The sequence below is a fragment of the Aminobacter sp. 01T433 genome, assembly GCF_056398585.1.
Genome location: NZ_JBFTPR010000016.1, coordinates 70,206 through 86,995 on the forward strand (window position 1 = coordinate 70,206; position 16,790 = coordinate 86,995).

Annotated in this window: 14 protein-coding genes; 7 read left to right on the plus strand and 7 right to left on the minus strand. The window is 61.8% G+C overall.

Features of this window, described 5'->3' with window-relative positions; all coding sequences use genetic code 11:
* Window positions 1-32: 32 nt before the first annotated feature.
* The 7 genes from AC1DLV_RS23585 to AC1DLV_RS23615 form a co-directional block, all read right to left on the minus strand.
* Window positions 33-1,007 carry an ABC transporter ATP-binding protein gene (locus AC1DLV_RS23585; RefSeq protein ID WP_476802535.1) on the minus strand — a complete coding sequence of 325 codons (975 nt, stop codon included), beginning with the start codon at window positions 1,005-1,007 and terminating at the stop codon, window positions 33-35.
* The gene (locus AC1DLV_RS23590; RefSeq protein ID WP_476802536.1) at window positions 1,000-1,998 is read right to left on the minus strand and encodes an ABC transporter ATP-binding protein; all 999 of its coding nucleotides are present in this window, start codon (window positions 1,996-1,998) and stop codon (window positions 1,000-1,002) included. Before AC1DLV_RS23590 ends, AC1DLV_RS23585 begins: the two co-directional genes overlap by 8 nt.
* A gap of 103 nt (window positions 1,999-2,101) precedes the next feature.
* Window positions 2,102-3,046, minus strand: a complete 945-nt coding sequence (locus AC1DLV_RS23595) for a succinylglutamate desuccinylase/aspartoacylase family protein (RefSeq protein WP_476789312.1) — start codon at window positions 3,044-3,046, stop codon at window positions 2,102-2,104.
* A 37-nt stretch (window positions 3,047-3,083) separates the two neighbouring features.
* The gene (locus tag AC1DLV_RS23600; RefSeq protein ID WP_476836261.1) at window positions 3,084-3,926 is read right to left on the minus strand and encodes an ABC transporter permease; all 843 of its coding nucleotides are present in this window, start codon (window positions 3,924-3,926) and stop codon (window positions 3,084-3,086) included.
* A 4-nt stretch (window positions 3,927-3,930) separates the two neighbouring features.
* Window positions 3,931-4,911, minus strand: a complete 981-nt coding sequence (locus AC1DLV_RS23605; protein ID WP_476786181.1) for an ABC transporter permease — start codon at window positions 4,909-4,911, stop codon at window positions 3,931-3,933.
* 206 nt (window positions 4,912-5,117) lie between these two features.
* The gene (locus AC1DLV_RS23610) at window positions 5,118-6,659 is read right to left on the minus strand and encodes an ABC transporter substrate-binding protein (RefSeq protein WP_476802487.1); all 1,542 of its coding nucleotides are present in this window, start codon (window positions 6,657-6,659) and stop codon (window positions 5,118-5,120) included.
* Window positions 6,660-6,695: 36 nt separating this feature from the next.
* Window positions 6,696-7,715, minus strand: a complete 1,020-nt coding sequence (locus AC1DLV_RS23615; RefSeq protein WP_476802488.1) for a GntR family transcriptional regulator — start codon at window positions 7,713-7,715, stop codon at window positions 6,696-6,698.
* Window positions 7,716-7,905: 190 nt separating this feature from the next.
* On the opposite strand from AC1DLV_RS23615, the gene AC1DLV_RS23620 reads away from it, so the two are divergent.
* From AC1DLV_RS23620 to AC1DLV_RS23650, 7 genes are all read left to right on the plus strand, one after another.
* Entirely contained in the window at window positions 7,906-8,889 is a 984-nt protein-coding gene (locus AC1DLV_RS23620) for an aldo/keto reductase (RefSeq protein WP_476802489.1), read from the plus strand.
* An 838-nt stretch (window positions 8,890-9,727) separates the two neighbouring features.
* Window positions 9,728-11,230 (plus strand): NAD-dependent succinate-semialdehyde dehydrogenase, encoded by a 1,503-nt coding sequence (locus AC1DLV_RS23625; RefSeq protein ID WP_476802490.1) that lies wholly within the window; start codon window positions 9,728-9,730, stop codon window positions 11,228-11,230.
* 70 nt (window positions 11,231-11,300) lie between these two features.
* The gene (locus tag AC1DLV_RS23630) at window positions 11,301-12,350 is read left to right on the plus strand and encodes a transporter substrate-binding domain-containing protein (RefSeq protein ID WP_476802491.1); all 1,050 of its coding nucleotides are present in this window, start codon (window positions 11,301-11,303) and stop codon (window positions 12,348-12,350) included.
* A 23-nt stretch (window positions 12,351-12,373) separates the two neighbouring features.
* Entirely contained in the window at window positions 12,374-13,471 is a 1,098-nt protein-coding gene (locus tag AC1DLV_RS23635) for an amino acid ABC transporter permease (protein WP_476802492.1), read from the plus strand.
* Window positions 13,468-14,550: an amino acid ABC transporter permease gene (locus AC1DLV_RS23640; protein WP_476802493.1), complete on the plus strand. Its 1,083-nt coding sequence runs from the start codon at window positions 13,468-13,470 to the stop codon at window positions 14,548-14,550. The genes AC1DLV_RS23635 and AC1DLV_RS23640 overlap by 4 nt, the downstream gene beginning before the upstream one ends.
* A gap of 29 nt (window positions 14,551-14,579) precedes the next feature.
* Complete coding sequence (locus tag AC1DLV_RS23645) at window positions 14,580-15,254, plus strand: GntR family transcriptional regulator (protein WP_476802494.1); 675 nt, start codon at window positions 14,580-14,582, stop codon at window positions 15,252-15,254.
* Window positions 15,255-15,394: 140 nt separating this feature from the next.
* On the plus strand, window positions 15,395-16,777 hold the full coding sequence (locus AC1DLV_RS23650; RefSeq protein WP_476802495.1) for an aspartate aminotransferase family protein: 1,383 nt from the start codon (window positions 15,395-15,397) through the stop codon (window positions 16,775-16,777).
* Window positions 16,778-16,790: the final 13 nt, after the last annotated feature.

Sequence of the window (16,790 nt, forward strand, 5' to 3'; positions counted from 1 at the left end):
AGCAAGTTATTGGTCAGCAGGTTGAAGGCGTTTTATCGGTGGTGGCAGGCCAGCATGCGACCGTCGTCTCGCAGTCTCAGTTCCGGTTCGGTCGTGCGGCAGGCATCGGTCGCAAGCGGGCAGCGCGTGTGAAACGAGCAGCCGGAAGGCTTGTTCGTGGCGCTTGGGATATCGTCGTTGGACGCCTTGAACTGGTGACGATTGCGCGGATCGAGCGAAGGTGCCGAGCCGATGAGCAGTTCGGTGTAGGGGTGCGAAGGGTTGGCGAAGATCGCCGCCTTGTCGGCGATCTCAACGATCTTGCCGAGATACATGACCGCGACGCGGTGGGAGAGATATTCGACGACGCCGAGGTCATGGGAGATGAAGAGGAAGGCGACGCCGAGATCGCGCTGCAGGTCCGACAGCAAGTTGAGGATCTGCGCCTGCACTGACACGTCGAGTGCTGAAACCGGCTCGTCGCAGACGATGATGTCAGGGTTCAGCGCAAGGGCGCGCGCGATGCCGATGCGCTGGCGCTGGCCGCCGGAGAACTGGTGTGCGAAGTTGCCGGCCTGATCGGGACGCAGCCCGACGCGCTCCATGAGCTCGGCGACGCGCGTGTCGCGTTCGGCTCGCGTGCCGACTTGGTGGATGTCGAGCGGTGCGCGGATGATGTCGCGCACGCGGTGACGCGGATTGAGCGACGAGAACGGATCCTGGAAGATGATCTGCACGCGCTTGCGGTAGGATTTGAGCGCTGAACCACGAAAATCACGAACGGTCTGGCCGTCGAACTCGACCTGGCCGCCACTGGGCTTGAGCAAGCCGAGCAAGGCGAGCCCGGTGGTGGACTTGCCGCAGCCGGATTCGCCAACCAAACTCAGCGTTTCGCCGCGCCGCAACGAAAAGCTTACGCCATCGACGGCGCGCACGGCGCCGACCACGCGATTGAACACGCCCTTGCGAATTGCGAAGTGAACCTGCAGGTCCTTGACCGCCAGCAGCGGTCCGGATGCTTCAGCCATTTGCATGAGTGACCTCCCAGCAGGCGGCAAAATGGCCGGGCTGCTTTTCTTCGAATTCCGGCCGTTCTTGATGGCAGCGCGGCGCAGCCTTCGGGCAACGCGGCGCAAAGGCACAGCCCTTGGGCAGGTCCCAGAGCGGGGGGACGGTGCCTGAGATATCGACCAGCCGCTCGCCGACCTTGGCGCCGGCATGCGAGCGCGGAATGGCGCCGAGCAGGCCCAGCGTATAGGGGTGCATGGGATTGTCGAAGAGGTCGTTGGCCGATGCCTCCTCGATCCGGCGGCCGGCATACATCACAACGACCCGATCGGCGATCTCGGCGACGACACCGAGGTCATGGGTGATCATCACCAGCGCGGTGCCAAGACGTTTCTGCAGGTCGGAAATCAGCCCCAGTATCTGCGCCTGGATGGTCACGTCGAGGGCGGTGGTGGGCTCGTCGGCGACGAGGATGCGCGGTTCGCATACCAGCGCAAGGGCGATCATCGCGCGCTGGCGCATGCCGCCCGACAGCTCATGCGGATATTGCCGGGCCCGACGCTGCGGATCGGGCATCTGTACCAGACGCAGCGCTTCGACCGCGCGCTCGAAAGCTGGGCGACGGCCAAGCTTGCGATGCTGACGCACTGCTTCGGCGATCTGCTCGCCGATGGTCAAGACAGGATTGAGTGCTGTCAGCGGTTCTTGGAAGATCATGGCGATCTTTTCGCCGCGATAATCCTCGACGGTTCGCTGATCAAGCTTGAGCAGGTCGACACCGTCGATCTCGATCCTTCCGCCAGTGACGCTCGCGGCTTCGGGAAGCAGGCGCAGCAGCGACAGCGCTGTCATCGACTTGCCGCAACCGGACTCGCCCACGATGCAGACCGTTTCGCCCGGCGCAACCGACAAGGCCATGTCGGATACGACCGCGAACGAACCCTGACCGGTTCGAATGCGGATCTCCAGATCGCTGACCGTCAGGATAGGCTGATCCGACCTGCTGGGCATTGGCTGAGAACTGGCGGCTGACGTGTGGCTCATCTTGCTTCGTTCCTTGTTGGTGAGCGGGAAGCGCACGAGGCGCGCTCCCCGCTTGCCGGACTTTCACCCGTCAGTCGGTGGCGCTTTCCAGATTGCCGACCATGAAGCCGTAGTCGCCGGACTCGACCAGATTACGCGACAGATGCGAGAGGATCATGATCCCGTTGTCGTAAGGGGTCGGGATCTCTTCCAGCGTCTGGAACGAATAGGGGCTGACGACGCGGCCGAGCAGATCGCCCTTCTTGATCGTCTCGCCGAGTGCCGGGCACAAAGGCTCGAGCCAGCCACCCTGGGTCGGGCGGATGCCAGCAATTTCATTGACGACAATCTGCTTGGGCTGCGGCTTGACATCGCCTGGAATGACGCCGCGGTGACGCAACATGTTGAGCACGCCGTCGACGGTGCGCTGGACATAGGGCGTCTGGTCGACGATGCCGCCGCCCAGCTCCACGACCACCGATGAAATGCCGCGCTTGTCGACGGTCACCGCCTTGGTGGTGCCGTCAAAGGAAGTCCCTTCCTTCGAGGCCGTCGGGCGATAGAGAACCTTCGACCCGAAGGCGCGCGACAGCGGCTCGTCATTAAGGATGTAGACATAGTCGACGGTCGGGCGATCGGTGCCGGAATGTAGATCGATATGCAGGTCGATCTTTTCCAGGAAGTGATCGCTGATCGCCTTGGCCAGCTGCTGGGAGTAGGTGCCGCTGGCGTTGCCGGGGAATTCGCGATTGAGGTTCAGTTCATCAAGCGGCGTGAAGCGGCGATTGAGCGCCATGGCACGCGGGTTGGCCACCGGAAGCATCAGGATGCGGCCCTTGAGCGGCGTATCCATCAGCACCCGGAACAGCTCGAGCATGGCCTGCGAACCGGCGTTTTCATTGCCGTGGATCGAGGCTGACAGACCAATGGTGGGGCCATCCTGTTCACCGACCAGCTCGTTCATGAACAGCACGGCATTGCTGCCGTCCGCATGGGTGGTGAACTTGGGCGTCAGCACATTGATTTGTTTGACCATTGTTATTTTCCTTGCATGTAGGCTTTGAGAAGGTGGGTCAGGATTTGCCGCCGCCACGGGAGAGCTGGCGGGGGTCGAGGACGTCCCTGAGGCCGTCGCCGAGAAGGTTGAACCCGAGCACGGTGATCATGATGGTCGCGCCCGAAATGATGGAAAGCCACGGTTCGTCGCGAATGAATTTCGTGCCGTAGGCGAGTGTCCATCCCCAGGTCGGCGTGGGGGGCGGCAGGCCGAAGCCGAGGAAGCTCAGGGCGGATTCCGCGATGATGGCGGTGCCCAGGCCAAGCGACGCCAGCACGTTGATCGGGCCAAGCGCGTTCGGCAGGATTTCCTTGAACAGGATGCGGGAGGGCCGCGCACCGAGCGCGCGCGCTGCCTGCACATAGTTCTGTTCGCGCAGCACCAATGTCGTGGCGCGTACGACGCGCGCATATTCGGTCCAGGCAACCACGATCAGCGCGAGCGCGACATTCATGACGCCCGGCCCGAGGATGGCAACGATGGCCAAGGCCAAAACGATCGCCGGCACGCCCAGGAAGATGTCGGTGATACGCATCAGCACCAGATCGACCCAGCCGCCGAAATAGCCGGCGACCAGCCCAACGATCGTGCCGATGATGACCGAGCAGACGACGGCGATGATGGCGATGGTGAGCGAGACGCGCGCCCCCCAGATCAGACGGGACCACAGGTCGCGCCCGAAATTGTCGGTCCCGAGCAAATGCTGGAACGACGGCCCCGCGAAGCGGTTGCGCATGTCCATCTGTTCCACGCCATGCGTTGCAATGGCCGGCGCAAAGATCGCCAGCAGGACGATGGTCAGGGTGATTGCCGCGCCAACGACCAGGGATGTGTTGCGTAGGGCTTTGGGTAGCTGCATCGGATTATCCCAGTCGAATGCGCGGATCGACCGCCGCGTAGAGAAGGTCGACGATCAGATTGACCAGCGCGAAGATGATCGCGAAGGTCAGCACGATGCCCTGGATGAGCGGCAGGTCGCGCTGCGAGATCGCCGCGATCGTCAGCTGTCCCAGTCCCGGCCAGGCGAAAATCGTTTCGGTCAGCACCGCGCCGCCCAAAAGCGCACCGAAGCGCAGGCCGATGACGCTGAGTACCGGCAGCAGCGCATTGCGCAGCGCATGGCGGACAATGACGCGCGGCCGGCGAAGGCCCTTGGCATATGCGGTGCGGATGAAGTCCTCGCGCAGGATTTCGAGCATCGATGCCCTGACAAGCCTGGAGATGATGGCGGCGGAATTGACCGCCAGCGCGAATGCCGGCAGCGCGATATGCGAGAGCGATTTAAGCAGCACCTCCGGTCGTCCCGACAGAGCTGCACCCAGTGCGTCAAGCAGAGGCTCGCCACGACCGATAGCGGGCAGCCAGCCGAGATTAACGGCAAACAGCAGCATCAGCAGCAGGCCGAGCCAATAGACCGGCATCGAAACGCCGAGCTGGGCGAGCAGCATCGTTGCGGTGTCGACGATCGACCCTTGCCAGATGGCGGAGATGACACCGAGCACCAGGCCCAGGATGGTCGCCAGCACCAGTGAGACCACCGCCAGTTCGATCGTTGCGGCCAGGCGCCCGGCGATGATTGTCGAGACCGGCTGGTTTTGGAAAATCGACTGTCCCATGTCGCCGTGCAAGAGGGCTGCGAAATAGTCCCACAGCCTGATGTACCAGGGGTCGTCCAGCCCCAGATTGGCGCGAAGCGTGGCGATGGCTTCCGGGGTTGCTTCCTGTCCAAGCAGCACGGAGGCCGGATCGCCAGGAATGATCAGCAGCAGAGCAAAGGTCACCACCACCATGCCGATGGCCAGCGGGATCAGCAGCAGCAGCCGGCGTATGATGTAAGCGATCATGTGGTCGGTCCCTTTGTCCGAAGCCATTTGAAGGCGGTTTGTCCGCCCATCAGGCGACGACCATTGCTGTCAGTTCGCGCGAGGCGCGAGGCAGCCATTTCCTGGCCCGTGCAGCGCCTGCGCGCCGCACGGATTCGCAGAATTTGCCAGTCACCAAAGAAGCGGTCGGCCAACGCACTTGCGCGATGTTGGCCGACGCCATCGGCTTAGTCGTTGAGGCCGATCAGGCCGCGCAGATAGCCACGCGGGGTCGCCTGGACCTCGGTAGGCAGGTTCTTCTGGTAAAACATCTGGTAGCCCTGATCGGAGACAACGAAGTAGGGCAGCTCCTTGGCCAGGATGGTCGCGGCCTTCTGGTAGACTTCGGTGCGCTTGGCCTGGTCAAGCGTCGAGCGTCCTTCGTTGAGCAGCGTGTCGACTTCCGCGTTGGAGTAGCCGCCCCAATTGGTCGGCCCACCTGTGGTGAACTGGGCGTACATCAGGCGATCCGGGTCGACGATGTTCAGCCAGCCGAGCAGGGCGATCTGATGCTTGCCCTGCTGCACGTAGTTGGTGGAAAAGCTAGGCCAGTCGGAGATCTGGGCCTTTGCTTCAACGCCTGCCTGCTGGAACACGGCCTGCATGAATTCGAGCGCCTGGACGCGGTTGGGGTCCTCGCTATGGGTGGCAAGGGTGATCGTCAGCGGCTTGCCGTCCTTGTCCAGGATGCCGTCGCCATTGGTGTCCTTCCAGCCGAGCTCGTTGAGAAGCTTCACTGCACCTTCGACGTCGAAGGTCGGCTGCTTGATATCGGCCGAATAGGCCCAGGACGAGGGCAGGATCAGGGATGAAGCGACCTGGTCGACGCCCTGATAGATGTCGTTGACGATGGTCTGCTGGTCGACAAGCATCGACAGGGCCTGCCGCATCTTGGGGTCGGCAAGCAGCGGGTCCTTGGCATTGAAGTTGAGATAGGTGACCCCGAGCCCGGCCATCTTGACGTTGGCGAAGCGCTCGTCGCCGGCAAGGCGCGTGATGTCCTGCGGCGAAAGCGGCGACTGGATGACATCGAGGTCGCCGGCTTCAAAGGCCTGGGCGCGAGCCGAATTGTCGCCGATCACCTTGAGGGTGACCTTGTCGATGGTTGGTGCGCCGCGCCAATAGTCGGGATTGGCTTCCAGCGTAATGTCGCTGCCGCGGTTCCAGGAAGCAAGCTTCATCGGGCCGGCACCGACCGGCTTGGTCGAGATGTCCTGACTGCTTTCGGCCGCCTTCTTCGAGATGATACCGACATCGAGATAGGTGAGAAGCGGCGCGTAAGGGGCGGCGAGCTCGAACTTCACGGTCTGGGCGTCGACGGCGGTGACTGCCTTGACCGGTGTGAACAGGGCGCGGATCGGCGAGCTGAATTCAGGGTTGAGCACGGTCGAGTAGGTGAAGACCACGTCATCGGCCGTCAGCGGAGAACCATCGGAAAACTTCAGGCCGGGCCGAAGCTTGAAGATGAACGTCAGCGGGTCCGGGGTCTCCCAGCTTTCGGCCAGGTCGGGCACCGGTTCCAGCTTGGGCGTGATGTGCACCAGGCCGGCATAGACAAGGTCTGCGACCCGGTAGGCGGTGGAATCGCGGGCGAGGCGCGGGTCAAGCGTGCCGGCGTCGACGTCGGTCCCAACGACGAGAGTTCCAGCGGCTTGCGCTGCCATGGAGCCAGCTGAAAATACGGCCAGTGCCAGGCCGACGGCGCTTACAGTCGATAAAAACGTTTTCATTCCCCAACCTTCTTGTTTTGAGTGTGTGCGTTCAGCTCATTTGCCTACGGCCGGCTCGCTGGAGCCATGCTCGTTTCCGGCAATTTTCGCCTGCCTGAGCTCGCTCAGATAAGGAACGAGCAGGTTTTCGACCGACGCCGGATCGGGCGCATGCCGGTATTCGAAACACGGGGTGCCGGGCCGCACCATTTCGGCGATGTGGTCGGCGCCGGTGGCGTACACGACCGCATCTGAGCCGGCGATGATCTCGCGAATGTCGGGTGCCGCCGACCACGTGACCTTGATCTCGGAGACATGCGGTGCGTATTCGCGCACGCTTGGCCGCATGACCGCGATGTAGTCCTGAAGCTGGGCGATCGCCGCCACGCGCGAACGCGGATCAAGCACCGCCAATGCCTGTCGGGTTTGTCCGGAGGGAAGAAAGCGCAACGCCAGAATATTGGCGTCGGGCACGATCTCGCGGACTTCGGCCTCGCGGTTCAGGAAGGTCAAGACGAGGTCGGCACTCAGGCAAGCCTGCCGTGTCGCCTCGTCGGCACGCAATCCGTCAAGCGTCAGCAGCGAGATGGTGTCGCCAGAAGCAAAGACCGGGCGGATCTGCTCGATATAGTCGTATCCAGGGCCCTCGAAGATGGCCACGAAGACCACATTGAGACCTGCCTTGGGCTTACGCAGCTGCGACTGCGCATTGATCATTGAAACAAGCGTCGTGGTCGGTACGCCGAGACGCTCGGCCTTGCCCAGCAAGACTTCAATGTCGATGCGCAATGCGGCCGCCGGGGCGTTATCGGCAACGATGTTGTAGGTCCTGTGGGCGACAAAGGCGCCAAGGCCCTGGCGCATCTCGATCAGACCGGCGTCGCGCAGCTGCTGATACACATGCGCGACCGTCATCGGCGCGATGCCAAGCTCGGCTGCGAGCTGGCGAACGGACTGCAGCTTCGTGCCGTGCGGAATGTCGCCAAACGACAGCGAGTAGTTGAGCAAGCCGTGCAGCTGCGTCCCGACGGGGACGGGCAGGGACTTGTCGATACTGGACGCGTCGATTGCAAACACGTGTGCTACTCGATTGATACACTCAACGATAACACGAGAGTCGTTTTTCGCAAGACGGCAATTTGCGGCTGTGTACGATTTTTTGATTTTGGGGGAAAAGCGCGTTGTATCGAAATTTCATGGACATTTCCGGCTTGCGGTGGCAACAAATGCGAAGATTAGCCAGATCGAAGACGCAAGAGGTGTACTAATGGAATATGTCAATCTGGGCCGTTCTGGTCTCAAGATATCGCGGATCGCTCTGGGCTGCATGTCGTTCGGCTCGTCAAAATGGGCGCCTTGGGTGCTCGATGAGGAAGCCTCGGCCCCGATCATCGCCAAGGCCGTCGAGCACGGCATCAACTTCTTCGACATGGCGGACATGTATTCGAATGGCGCCAGCGAAGAGGTGGTGGCCAAGGTGCTGAAGCCGTTGATTCCGCGTCACAAGCAGGTGCTGGCAACCAAGCTCTACAATCCGATGAGCTCCGATCCAAACGACCGGGGCCTATCGCGTAAGCATGTGTTCGAGGCTGTCGACGGCAGCCTCAAGCGCCTGGGTACCGACTATATCGACCTCTACCAGCTGCACAGGTTCGACTACGAAACCCCGCTCGAGGAAACGCTCGACGCGCTCAACGATGTGGTGCGGGCCGGCAAGGTTCGTTATCTCGGGGCGTCGTCCATGCATGCCTGGCAGTTCATGAGGGCTATCGGCCTGCAGCGCCAGCATGGCTGGGCGCAGTTCGTCTCGATGCAGCCCCACTACAACCTGATCTACCGCGAAGAAGAGCGCGAGATGCTGCCGCTTTGCCGCTCCGAAGGTGTCGGCGTTATCCCGTGGAGCCCGCTGGCGCGCGGCCTTTTGGCCGGCCGCCGCAAGGAAGACGAAGCGGCAACCCTGCGTGCCAAGACCGACGGCACGGCCAATGCGCTCTACGATCGGTCGCGCGTTCAGGACGACGCGGTGATCGATGCCGTTCGCAAGGTCGCCGAACGTCATGGCAAGCCGATGGCGCAGGTCGCCTATGCCTGGGTCGCTTCCAGGCCGGGCATCTCGGCCCCCATCGTTGGCATCTCCAAGCTGCATCAGTTCGACGACGCGCTCGCCGCGCTGGATATCAAGCTGACAGACGCCGATGTTGCCGAGATGGAAGCGCCTTACAGCGCAAAGAACGTTGCCGGTCACGTCTGATCGGCCCGTTTAGACTTTCCTGAGATCGCGCTCGACCCTAACTCGGGCGCTCCTGTGAGGCCCGCATCCACCGTCGGTGCGGGTCTCGTTGCACGGCCTTTGTGATAGCAGTGCGTTTACGCCGATAAGCAGGCTCGGGGGACGGTCGCACTCCCGGCGGCGGCTTGCCACCCACCATCTCGCTAAAATCCGAGCGGTTTTGTTGGCGGTTTCACAATCATCGGGGGGCATGCTGTGGCTGAGGAGGCGTTAGGAGGATCGGATGCGATCGGACTTCGCCACAGCGCGGCGTCATCTCGAGCAGGCATGCAAATATCTGTCCGGTGACGACGACTTGACGTGCAAACTGCTTGCGGCCTTGAACTTGCTCATTGATGCCACCTTGACCGCCGAACACATGGTGGAAAAGGAGTGCAAGGTCGTGACCTTTCCTGGCACACGACCCCAAAGGTGAACACGCGCACTGCCCCTTCGTGCGCCTGATAGAGATAGAGCCAGCGACGGCTCGCTGGCTCCTGCATCGTTTCGTTGTCGTTCAAAACACGCCAGCTTGCATGTCGCCACAGCGCCTGTCATCTCCAATACCCTTAGGTCGCGCGCGTTCATGCGAGCCCTGCCGTTGGAGTGTTGAACGCGCTCCTGCGGTCGAAAGATCGCCGCCATCCCGGACGCTCCGGCAGGCTTGCCGAGTAGCGGCTCGGTCGCAGAGCTAAAGTTCCCAGCCAGACTCAAACCAACCATTGGCCCAGCGAGAACTCGGCTTGACATTGTGACATTTGGAGTTTGATATATCAAACGTCAGATTTCATATGTTAGCAGTATCGGGACCAATTCGCGCATGACCTTGCATCAGAGTTCAAACCACTCCCTGATCGGACGGCTGGCGGATCCGTCGCTGTTGCGGCAGCAGGCTTATGTCGATGGCCAATGGATCGACGCCGACAGCAAGGCCACGATCACTGTGACCGATCCGGCCACCGGCGCGGCTTTGGGCTCCATCCCCGACATGGGTGCGGCAGAGACCACGCGAGCGATCAATAGCGCCGACCGGGTCCGCAAGGACTGGGCGGCACTTGCCGCACGCGAACGTTCGGTGATCATGCGCCGCTGGTTCGAACTGATCAACGAAAACGTCGAGGATCTAGCACGGATCATGACGGCGGAGCAGGGCAAGCCGCTCGGCGAAAGCCGTGGCGAAATCCGCTATGCGGCGTCCTTCGTCGAGTGGTTCGCAGAAGAGGCCAAGCGCGTCTATGGCGATATCATTCCGGCCCCCAAGGCGCAGTCGCGCATCATGGTGCTGAAGCAGCCGGTCGGTGTTGTTGCCGCGGTCACGCCATGGAATTTTCCCAGCGCGATGATCACCCGCAAATGCGCGCCGGCCTTGGCCGCAGGTTGCACGGTCGTGGTCAAGCCGTCTGAATTCACGCCGTTTTCCGCATTGGCGCTTGCCGAACTCGCATCGCGTGCGGGAGTTCCGGCAGGCGTCCTCAACATCGTCACCGGCAACGCCCAGGCGATCGGCGGCGAGATGACGGCAAATCCGATCGTCCGCAAGCTGAGCTTCACCGGCTCGACACGCGTCGGCAAGCTGTTGATGGGGCAGGCGGGAGCAACGGTGAAGAAGGTGTCGATGGAACTGGGCGGCAACGCGCCCTTCATCGTCTTTGCCGATGCCGATCTCGATGTTGCCGTTCACAACGTCATGGCGTCAAAGTTCCGCAACACCGGCCAGACCTGCATCTGCGCCAACCGTATCTATGTCGAGGACGCCGTCCATGACGCCTTTGTCGAGCGCTTCAAAAAGGCGGTCGAGGCGCTGAAGGTTGGCAATGGCTTTGCCGACGACGTCGAGCAGGGCCCGTTGATCAATCCCGCAGCTCTGGTCAAGGTCGAAAGCCATATCGCCGACGCGCTCGCCAAGGGCGGAAAGCTCGTCACCGGCGGCAAGCCGCACAAGCTCGGCGGCACTTTCTTCGAGCCAACGATCCTGACTAATGTCGACGATTCCATGCTGTTCACGCAGGAAGAGACCTTCGGTCCGGTGGCTCCGGTGTTCCGCTTCACCGACGAGGATGCGGTCGTTGCCGCGGCTAACGCCACTTCAGCGGGGCTCGCTGCCTATGTGTTCACCCGTGATCTCGATCGCATGTGGCGCGTGGCCGAGGCGCTTGAGACAGGCATGGTCGGCGTCAATGAAGGGCTCATCTCAAATGAGGTCGCCCCGTTCGGCGGCATCAAGGAGTCAGGCGTCGGGCGCGAGGGTTCAAAGTACGGAATCGAGGAGTTCTTGAACCTCAAATATATCTGCCTGACTCAGAATCCCCGTCAGGCCACCTAGGCTTCTGGCCGGGCGATGGGCGCCCAGCCGCAAGAAATCACCATCATCAAACAATAAGAGAGGGAATGAGATGACGTTTACATGGAGGATGCAAGGCGGTGCCTTGGGCGGTCTTGCCGCAATTGCCATGGCCGGGGTGCTGCTCGCTCCAGTGGAAGCGCAAGCGGGCAAGGTGCTCGACGCCATCAAGCAAAAGGGCAACTTGACCTGCGGCGTCGGCCAGGCCGTTCCAGGCTTCTCGGCACCAGGCGCCAACGGCGAGCTCGCCGGAATCGACATCGATTTCTGCAAGGCTATGGCTGCGGCAATTCTTGGCGACGCCAGCAAGGTTACCTACCGGCAGACGTCTTACTCCGAGCGTTTCGTCCTGCTCGCTTCCGGCGAAATCGACGTACTCGCCCACGACACGACGACCACGCTCAACCGTGAAGGCGGCCAGAACGCACGCTTCACCTTCCCCAATTATTTCGACGGCTACACCTTCATGGTGCCCAAGTCGCTGGGCGTCGACAGCCCCGAAAAACTGGCCGATGCCACCGTCTGCATTCTTCAGGGTTCGACCTTCGAGGTGAACACCGAGAATTTCTTCAAGTCGCGCGGCCTCAAATACACCCCGCTCGTGCTTGGCACCTGGGAGCAGCTTGACGCCGCGTTCTTCGGCGGGCGCTGTGATGCTTTCGGCGGCAATTATGGCAACCTCGCCGGCTCCCGCGTCGCCCATGGCAATGTCGACGATTATATCATCTTCCCGAATTTCCTGACGCTTGAGCCTTATGCCCCGTCGGTCTACGGCGATGACCAGGAACTCTTCCTCACCGCGCGTTGGGTGATGTCGGCCCTGATCGAGAGCGAGCGCCTGGAAGTCACCCAGGCCAATGTGAAGGACCTTGTTACGTCCTCGAAGGATCCGGAAGTCCAGCAGCTGCTCGGCGTTAAGCCCGGCAACGGCAAGGACCTCGGCCTCTCGGAGGACTGGGTTGTGCAGATCGTTTCAGCGGTCGGAAACTACGGCGAGAGCTTTGAGCGCAATCTTGGCAAGGGTTCGCCGATGAAGCTCGATCGCGGTCTCAACGACCTGTGGACCAAGGGCGGCCTTATGTTTGCGGCGCCGTTGAGATGATCAAAAGGGAACGTCTCCATGGTGTGACGTTTGTTGTGGCAGCCACCGCCGTCGTGGCGTGGCTGTCATACAACTTCTCCGCCAATCTCGCAGCCAAAGGCATTACCATCGACTTCGGCTTCCTGCGTGAGGCGACGTCGTTCCCTATCGGTGAGTCGATAATTTCCTACAGTTCCGGCGATACCTACTTCAGGGCACTTGTCGCCGGATTGCTCAACACCATCAGGCTCGCGCTCGCAAGTATCGTGCTGGCGACCGTATTTGGCCTGATCATCGGCCTGGTCGCGCGGATCGGCCACCCGCTGCTGACCCGCTTTGCCAAGGTCTATGTGGAATTCACCCGCAACGTCCCGTTGCTGCTGGTGCTTGTGGTTTGCGCTACCGTCGTTCGTGCCTTGCCTGGGCCGCGACAGGCCTGGAACCCGCTGGATGGGCTGTTCCTATCCAGCCGTGGTCTCTATGTGCCGCTGCCGGTCTTCGCCGATGGGCTGCTGCTGTTGGTTGCGGCGGTGCTGTTTGTCATCGCAACGTATTTCGCCTGGCGGCTATCGCTGCGCTCCAAGAGCGAGACCGGCCTGTTCCCACGCATCGGAAAGCTGGCTCTGGCTGGATGTGCGGCGGCATTTGTCGGCTTGTGCTTTTGGGCCGCCAGCATCGTGACGCTCGATAAGCCCGCGCTTGTCGGTTTCAATTTCCGTGGCGGCTGGAGCGTGACGCCGGAATATCTGGCGATGCTGTTTGGCCTTGCTTTCTACACATCCGGCTTCATCGCCGAGATCGTGCGTGGCAGCTTGGCCGCCTTGCCCAAGGGCCAGTCCGAAGCCGCCGCATCGCTCGGCCTCGGCGCCTTCCTGACATTGTGTCTGGTGCTGGCGCCGCAGGCGCTGCGGCTGATGCTGCCGCCGCTCGCCAACCAGTATCTCAACCTGATCAAGAACACGACGCTGGCCGTGCTCATCGGCTATCCGGACCTGGTTTCGGTCGGCAACACCGCGCTCAACCAGACCGGTCGCGCCATCGAAACCGTGACCATCTATCTCATGATCTACCTGTCGCTCTCCCTGGTGACCTCGGTCCTGATCCGTCGGCTGGAAAAGCGCGCGCAACTGGTGAAGCTATGAGTGAAATTGCCATCGCCACCGTCGCGCGCCGACGCCGCCCGACTTTGAAGGCGCGCCTGAGCCCTTACTTCAAGCCCTGGCCACATGCGGTCATCACCGTGCTCGGCGTGCTTCTGCTTGGCTATGGGCTCATGGGCTTCTTGCGCTGGGCGGTGCTGGACGCGACCTTCGGTACGGCGACACCAGACGAATGCCGCGCGGCAGGTGGCGCCTGCTGGGCGATGCTGACCGAGCGCTACCACATCATCCTGTTTGGCAGCTATCCGGCCGGCGAATACTGGCGCCCCGCTCTTGCGGTTGTCCTGGTCCTTGCCGTGCTCATAGCCAGCGGCTTCAGGCAATTGTGGAAACCAGCGCTGGTCTACGCCTGGATTGTCGTGCTGGTCACCAGCCTCGTCTTGATGGCCGGCGGCATCTTCGGTCTGCAACCTGTATCGACCAGTCGTTGGGGCGGCCTGCCGCTGACCGTCGGCCTGTCGGCCTTCGGCATCGTGCTTGCACTTCCCCTGTCTGTGCTGCTTGCACTGGGCCGGCGCTCAAAGAGTGCGCCGGTGAAGCATTTCTGCGATGCTTATGTCGAGGTGGTGCGCGGACTGCCGCTGCTTGCCGTGCTGTTCGTTGCCTCGACCATGCTGCCGCTGCTGCTTCCCGGCGGCAACATGATCGACACCATCCTGCGCGCCCAGATCGCCCTGATCATGTTTCAGGCTGCCTATTTGGCCGAGGCCATCCGTTCAGGCCTCGAGGCAGTCCCAAGGGGACAGACCGAAGCAGCCCAAAGCCTTGGCCTGCACGATGGATTGGTGTCGCGCCTCATCGTCCTGCCGCAGGCGTTCCGCATTGCTTTGCCGGCAATCATCAATACGTTCATCGAATCGATCAAGGACACGACGCTGATCAGCATCATCGGCCTCATAGATGTGCTGGGCGGGGCACGCGGTGCCATCGCCGACGGCACATGGATGGGCTTTTATCGTGAAGCTTATCTGGCTGTCGGTTTCGCCTTCTTCGTGTTCTGCTATATCCTGTCCTTGCATTCGCGCCGGCTTGAGCAGGAATTCTCCAATGAACGCAGGTAATAGGCTTATGTCTTCGGCAGGAACGCCAAATGCTTGATGAACGCAAGCAAGTCTATAAATCGCTCGTTCAGGATACGCTCAACGAGCAGATTTACCGACAGCTCAAGGAAAAGCTGATCACGGGCGAGTTCCGCCCCGGCGATCGTCTTGTCTTGCGCAAGCTGTCCGCAACGCTGGGAACAAGCCCGGTGCCGGTGCGCGACGCCTTGCAGAAGCTTGAGAGCATCGGTGCGCTGCGGCTGGAGCGGACCTTTTACGTTCCCAATCTGACGCCGTCGGAACTGGCCGAAATTCGCGATATTCGCGTCGCACTGGAAGGGCTTTCCGCCGAGCGCGCCGCCGAGCACTCGACGCCTGAAGCGATGGTGCCGCTGACGGCCCATTTCAACGCGCTCGCCAAGGCTGCAAACAACAACGACGCGAGCCATTTTCTCCGCGCCAATGCGCGCTTCCATCTCGAAATTGCCCGGATGAGCAATTCCCCGATCCTCTTCGACATGATCGAGCCGCTGTGGTTGCGCATGGGGCCGTCGGTCAGGATGGCGAAGGCGGAGCCGGGGCGCCTCAAGGAGGCGATCCCGCCACATGAAGCAGCACTTCACGCGATAGCGGCGCATGATGGCGCCACCGCCAGGGCAGCGTTGTTGCAGGATATCATCGGCTGCTTTGGAATATTGGCACATACCGAAGACGACCGCGCATGAGCCCCCCGCCCAGCTGAACGCCCACAGGGCGATCCCGCAAGAGCTTTACCACCCGATCGCCCGACAGCACGCCGGGCGACGACCCCGACGTGCGTCCTGCGGCAAGGAGCCGCCGCGACCGAAACAACAGAGGTAATTTCATGTCGAGACCAAATTCCACTGCCGCCCGCGACATTGCCCACCAGCTGCACCCCTATACCAATGCGGTTCGCCACGCCGAAACCGGCCCGATCGTCATCGATCGCGGCGAGGGCGTCTATGTCTTCGACGATCAGGGAAATCGCTATCTCGAAGGTCTCGCCGGCCTTTGGAGCGTCGCTGTCGGTTTCGGCGAAAAGCGTCTGGTCGAGGCCGCGACCAAGCAGCTCAACAAACTGCCCTACTACCACACCTTCGCCCACAAATCGCACATGCCCTCGATCGAACTGGCCGAGAAGCTCGCCGAGATGGCACCTGAAGGGCTGTCGCACGTCTTCTTCACCAATTCCGGGTCAGAAGCCAACGACACCATCGTCAAGCTGGTCTGGTACTACAACAATGCGCTCGGCCGTCCGGCCAAGAAGAAGTTTCTGGCACGCACCCAGGGCTACCATGGGGTCACTGTCGCTGCCGCAAGCCTGACCGGCCTGCCGAACAATCACCGCGATTTCGACCTGCCCGCGATCCCGGTCCGTCATCTGACCTGCCCGCATTTCTATCGCTTCGGTCAGCCGGGCGAGAGCGAGGCGCAGTTCGTCGAGCGTCTGGCCGCCGAGCTCGAAGCAGTGATCGCAGAAGAAGGAGCCGACACCATCGCCGCCTTCATCGGTGAACCGCTGATGTCGGCTGGCGGCGTCATTCCGGCACCTGAGGGCTACTGGCAGAAGGTCCAGGAAATCTGCCGCCGCAACGACATCCTGGTGGTGGCCGACGAGGTCATTACCGGCTTCGGCAGGTTGGGCACGACTTTCGGCTCGGACTATTATGGCATCAAGCCGGACCTGATGGCCCTGTCCAAGCAGATCACCTCGTCCTACCAGCCGCTAGCGGCTGTCATGATCTCGGATACCATCTACAAGGCTGTGGCCGACAACAGCGGCAAGATTGGCACCTTCGGCCATGGCTACACCGCCACCGGTCACCCTGTTGCCACCGCCGTTGCGTTGGAAAACCTCGCGATCATCGAGGAACGCGGGCTGGTCCAGAATGCCGCCGAGATGGGCCGCATCCTGCAGAAGCGGCTTGGCGCACTCGCCTCGCACCCGCTGGTCGGCGAAGTGCGTGGCGTCGGTCTCATCGCCGGTGTCGAACTGGTTGCCAACAAGGCCACCAAGGCGCGTTTTGAGGTGCCGGGCAAGGTCGGTGCCTACGTGTTCGCCAGGGCCCACCACCATGGCCTGATCGTCCGCAACATCTTGGACACACTCGCCTTCTGCCCGCCGCTGATCATCACGGAAAGCCAGATCGACGACATGGTGCAGGCGTTCGAACGCACCCTGAACGATGCCGCCGATTGGATCTCTGCCGGGCAGCCAGCCTACTGACGGCGACTGTCGT

Excerpts from the sequence above, each read along its gene's own strand:
- AC1DLV_RS23600 (WP_476836261.1), bottom strand. The coding sequence starts at position 3,926 with ATGCAGCTACCCAAAGCCCTACGCAACACATCCCTGGTCGTTGGCGCG.
- AC1DLV_RS23605 (WP_476786181.1), bottom strand. The coding sequence starts at position 4,911 with ATGATCGCTTACATCATACGCCGGCTGCTGCTGCTGATCCCGCTGGCC.
- AC1DLV_RS23585 (WP_476802535.1), bottom strand. The coding sequence starts at position 1,007 with ATGGCTGAAGCATCCGGACCGCTGCTGGCGGTCAAGGACCTGCAGGTT.
- AC1DLV_RS23625 (WP_476802490.1), top strand. The coding sequence starts at position 9,728 with ATGACCTTGCATCAGAGTTCAAACCACTCCCTGATCGGACGGCTGGCG.
- AC1DLV_RS23590 (WP_476802536.1), bottom strand. The coding sequence starts at position 1,998 with ATGCCCAGCAGGTCGGATCAGCCTATCCTGACGGTCAGCGATCTGGAG.
- AC1DLV_RS23630 (WP_476802491.1), top strand. The coding sequence starts at position 11,301 with ATGACGTTTACATGGAGGATGCAAGGCGGTGCCTTGGGCGGTCTTGCC.
- AC1DLV_RS23645 (WP_476802494.1), top strand. The coding sequence starts at position 14,580 with ATGCTTGATGAACGCAAGCAAGTCTATAAATCGCTCGTTCAGGATACG.
- AC1DLV_RS23620 (WP_476802489.1), top strand. The coding sequence starts at position 7,906 with ATGGAATATGTCAATCTGGGCCGTTCTGGTCTCAAGATATCGCGGATC.
- AC1DLV_RS23650 (WP_476802495.1), top strand. The coding sequence starts at position 15,395 with ATGTCGAGACCAAATTCCACTGCCGCCCGCGACATTGCCCACCAGCTG.
- AC1DLV_RS23610 (WP_476802487.1), bottom strand. The coding sequence starts at position 6,659 with ATGAAAACGTTTTTATCGACTGTAAGCGCCGTCGGCCTGGCACTGGCC.
- AC1DLV_RS23640 (WP_476802493.1), top strand. The coding sequence starts at position 13,468 with ATGAGTGAAATTGCCATCGCCACCGTCGCGCGCCGACGCCGCCCGACT.
- AC1DLV_RS23595 (WP_476789312.1), bottom strand. The coding sequence starts at position 3,046 with ATGGTCAAACAAATCAATGTGCTGACGCCCAAGTTCACCACCCATGCG.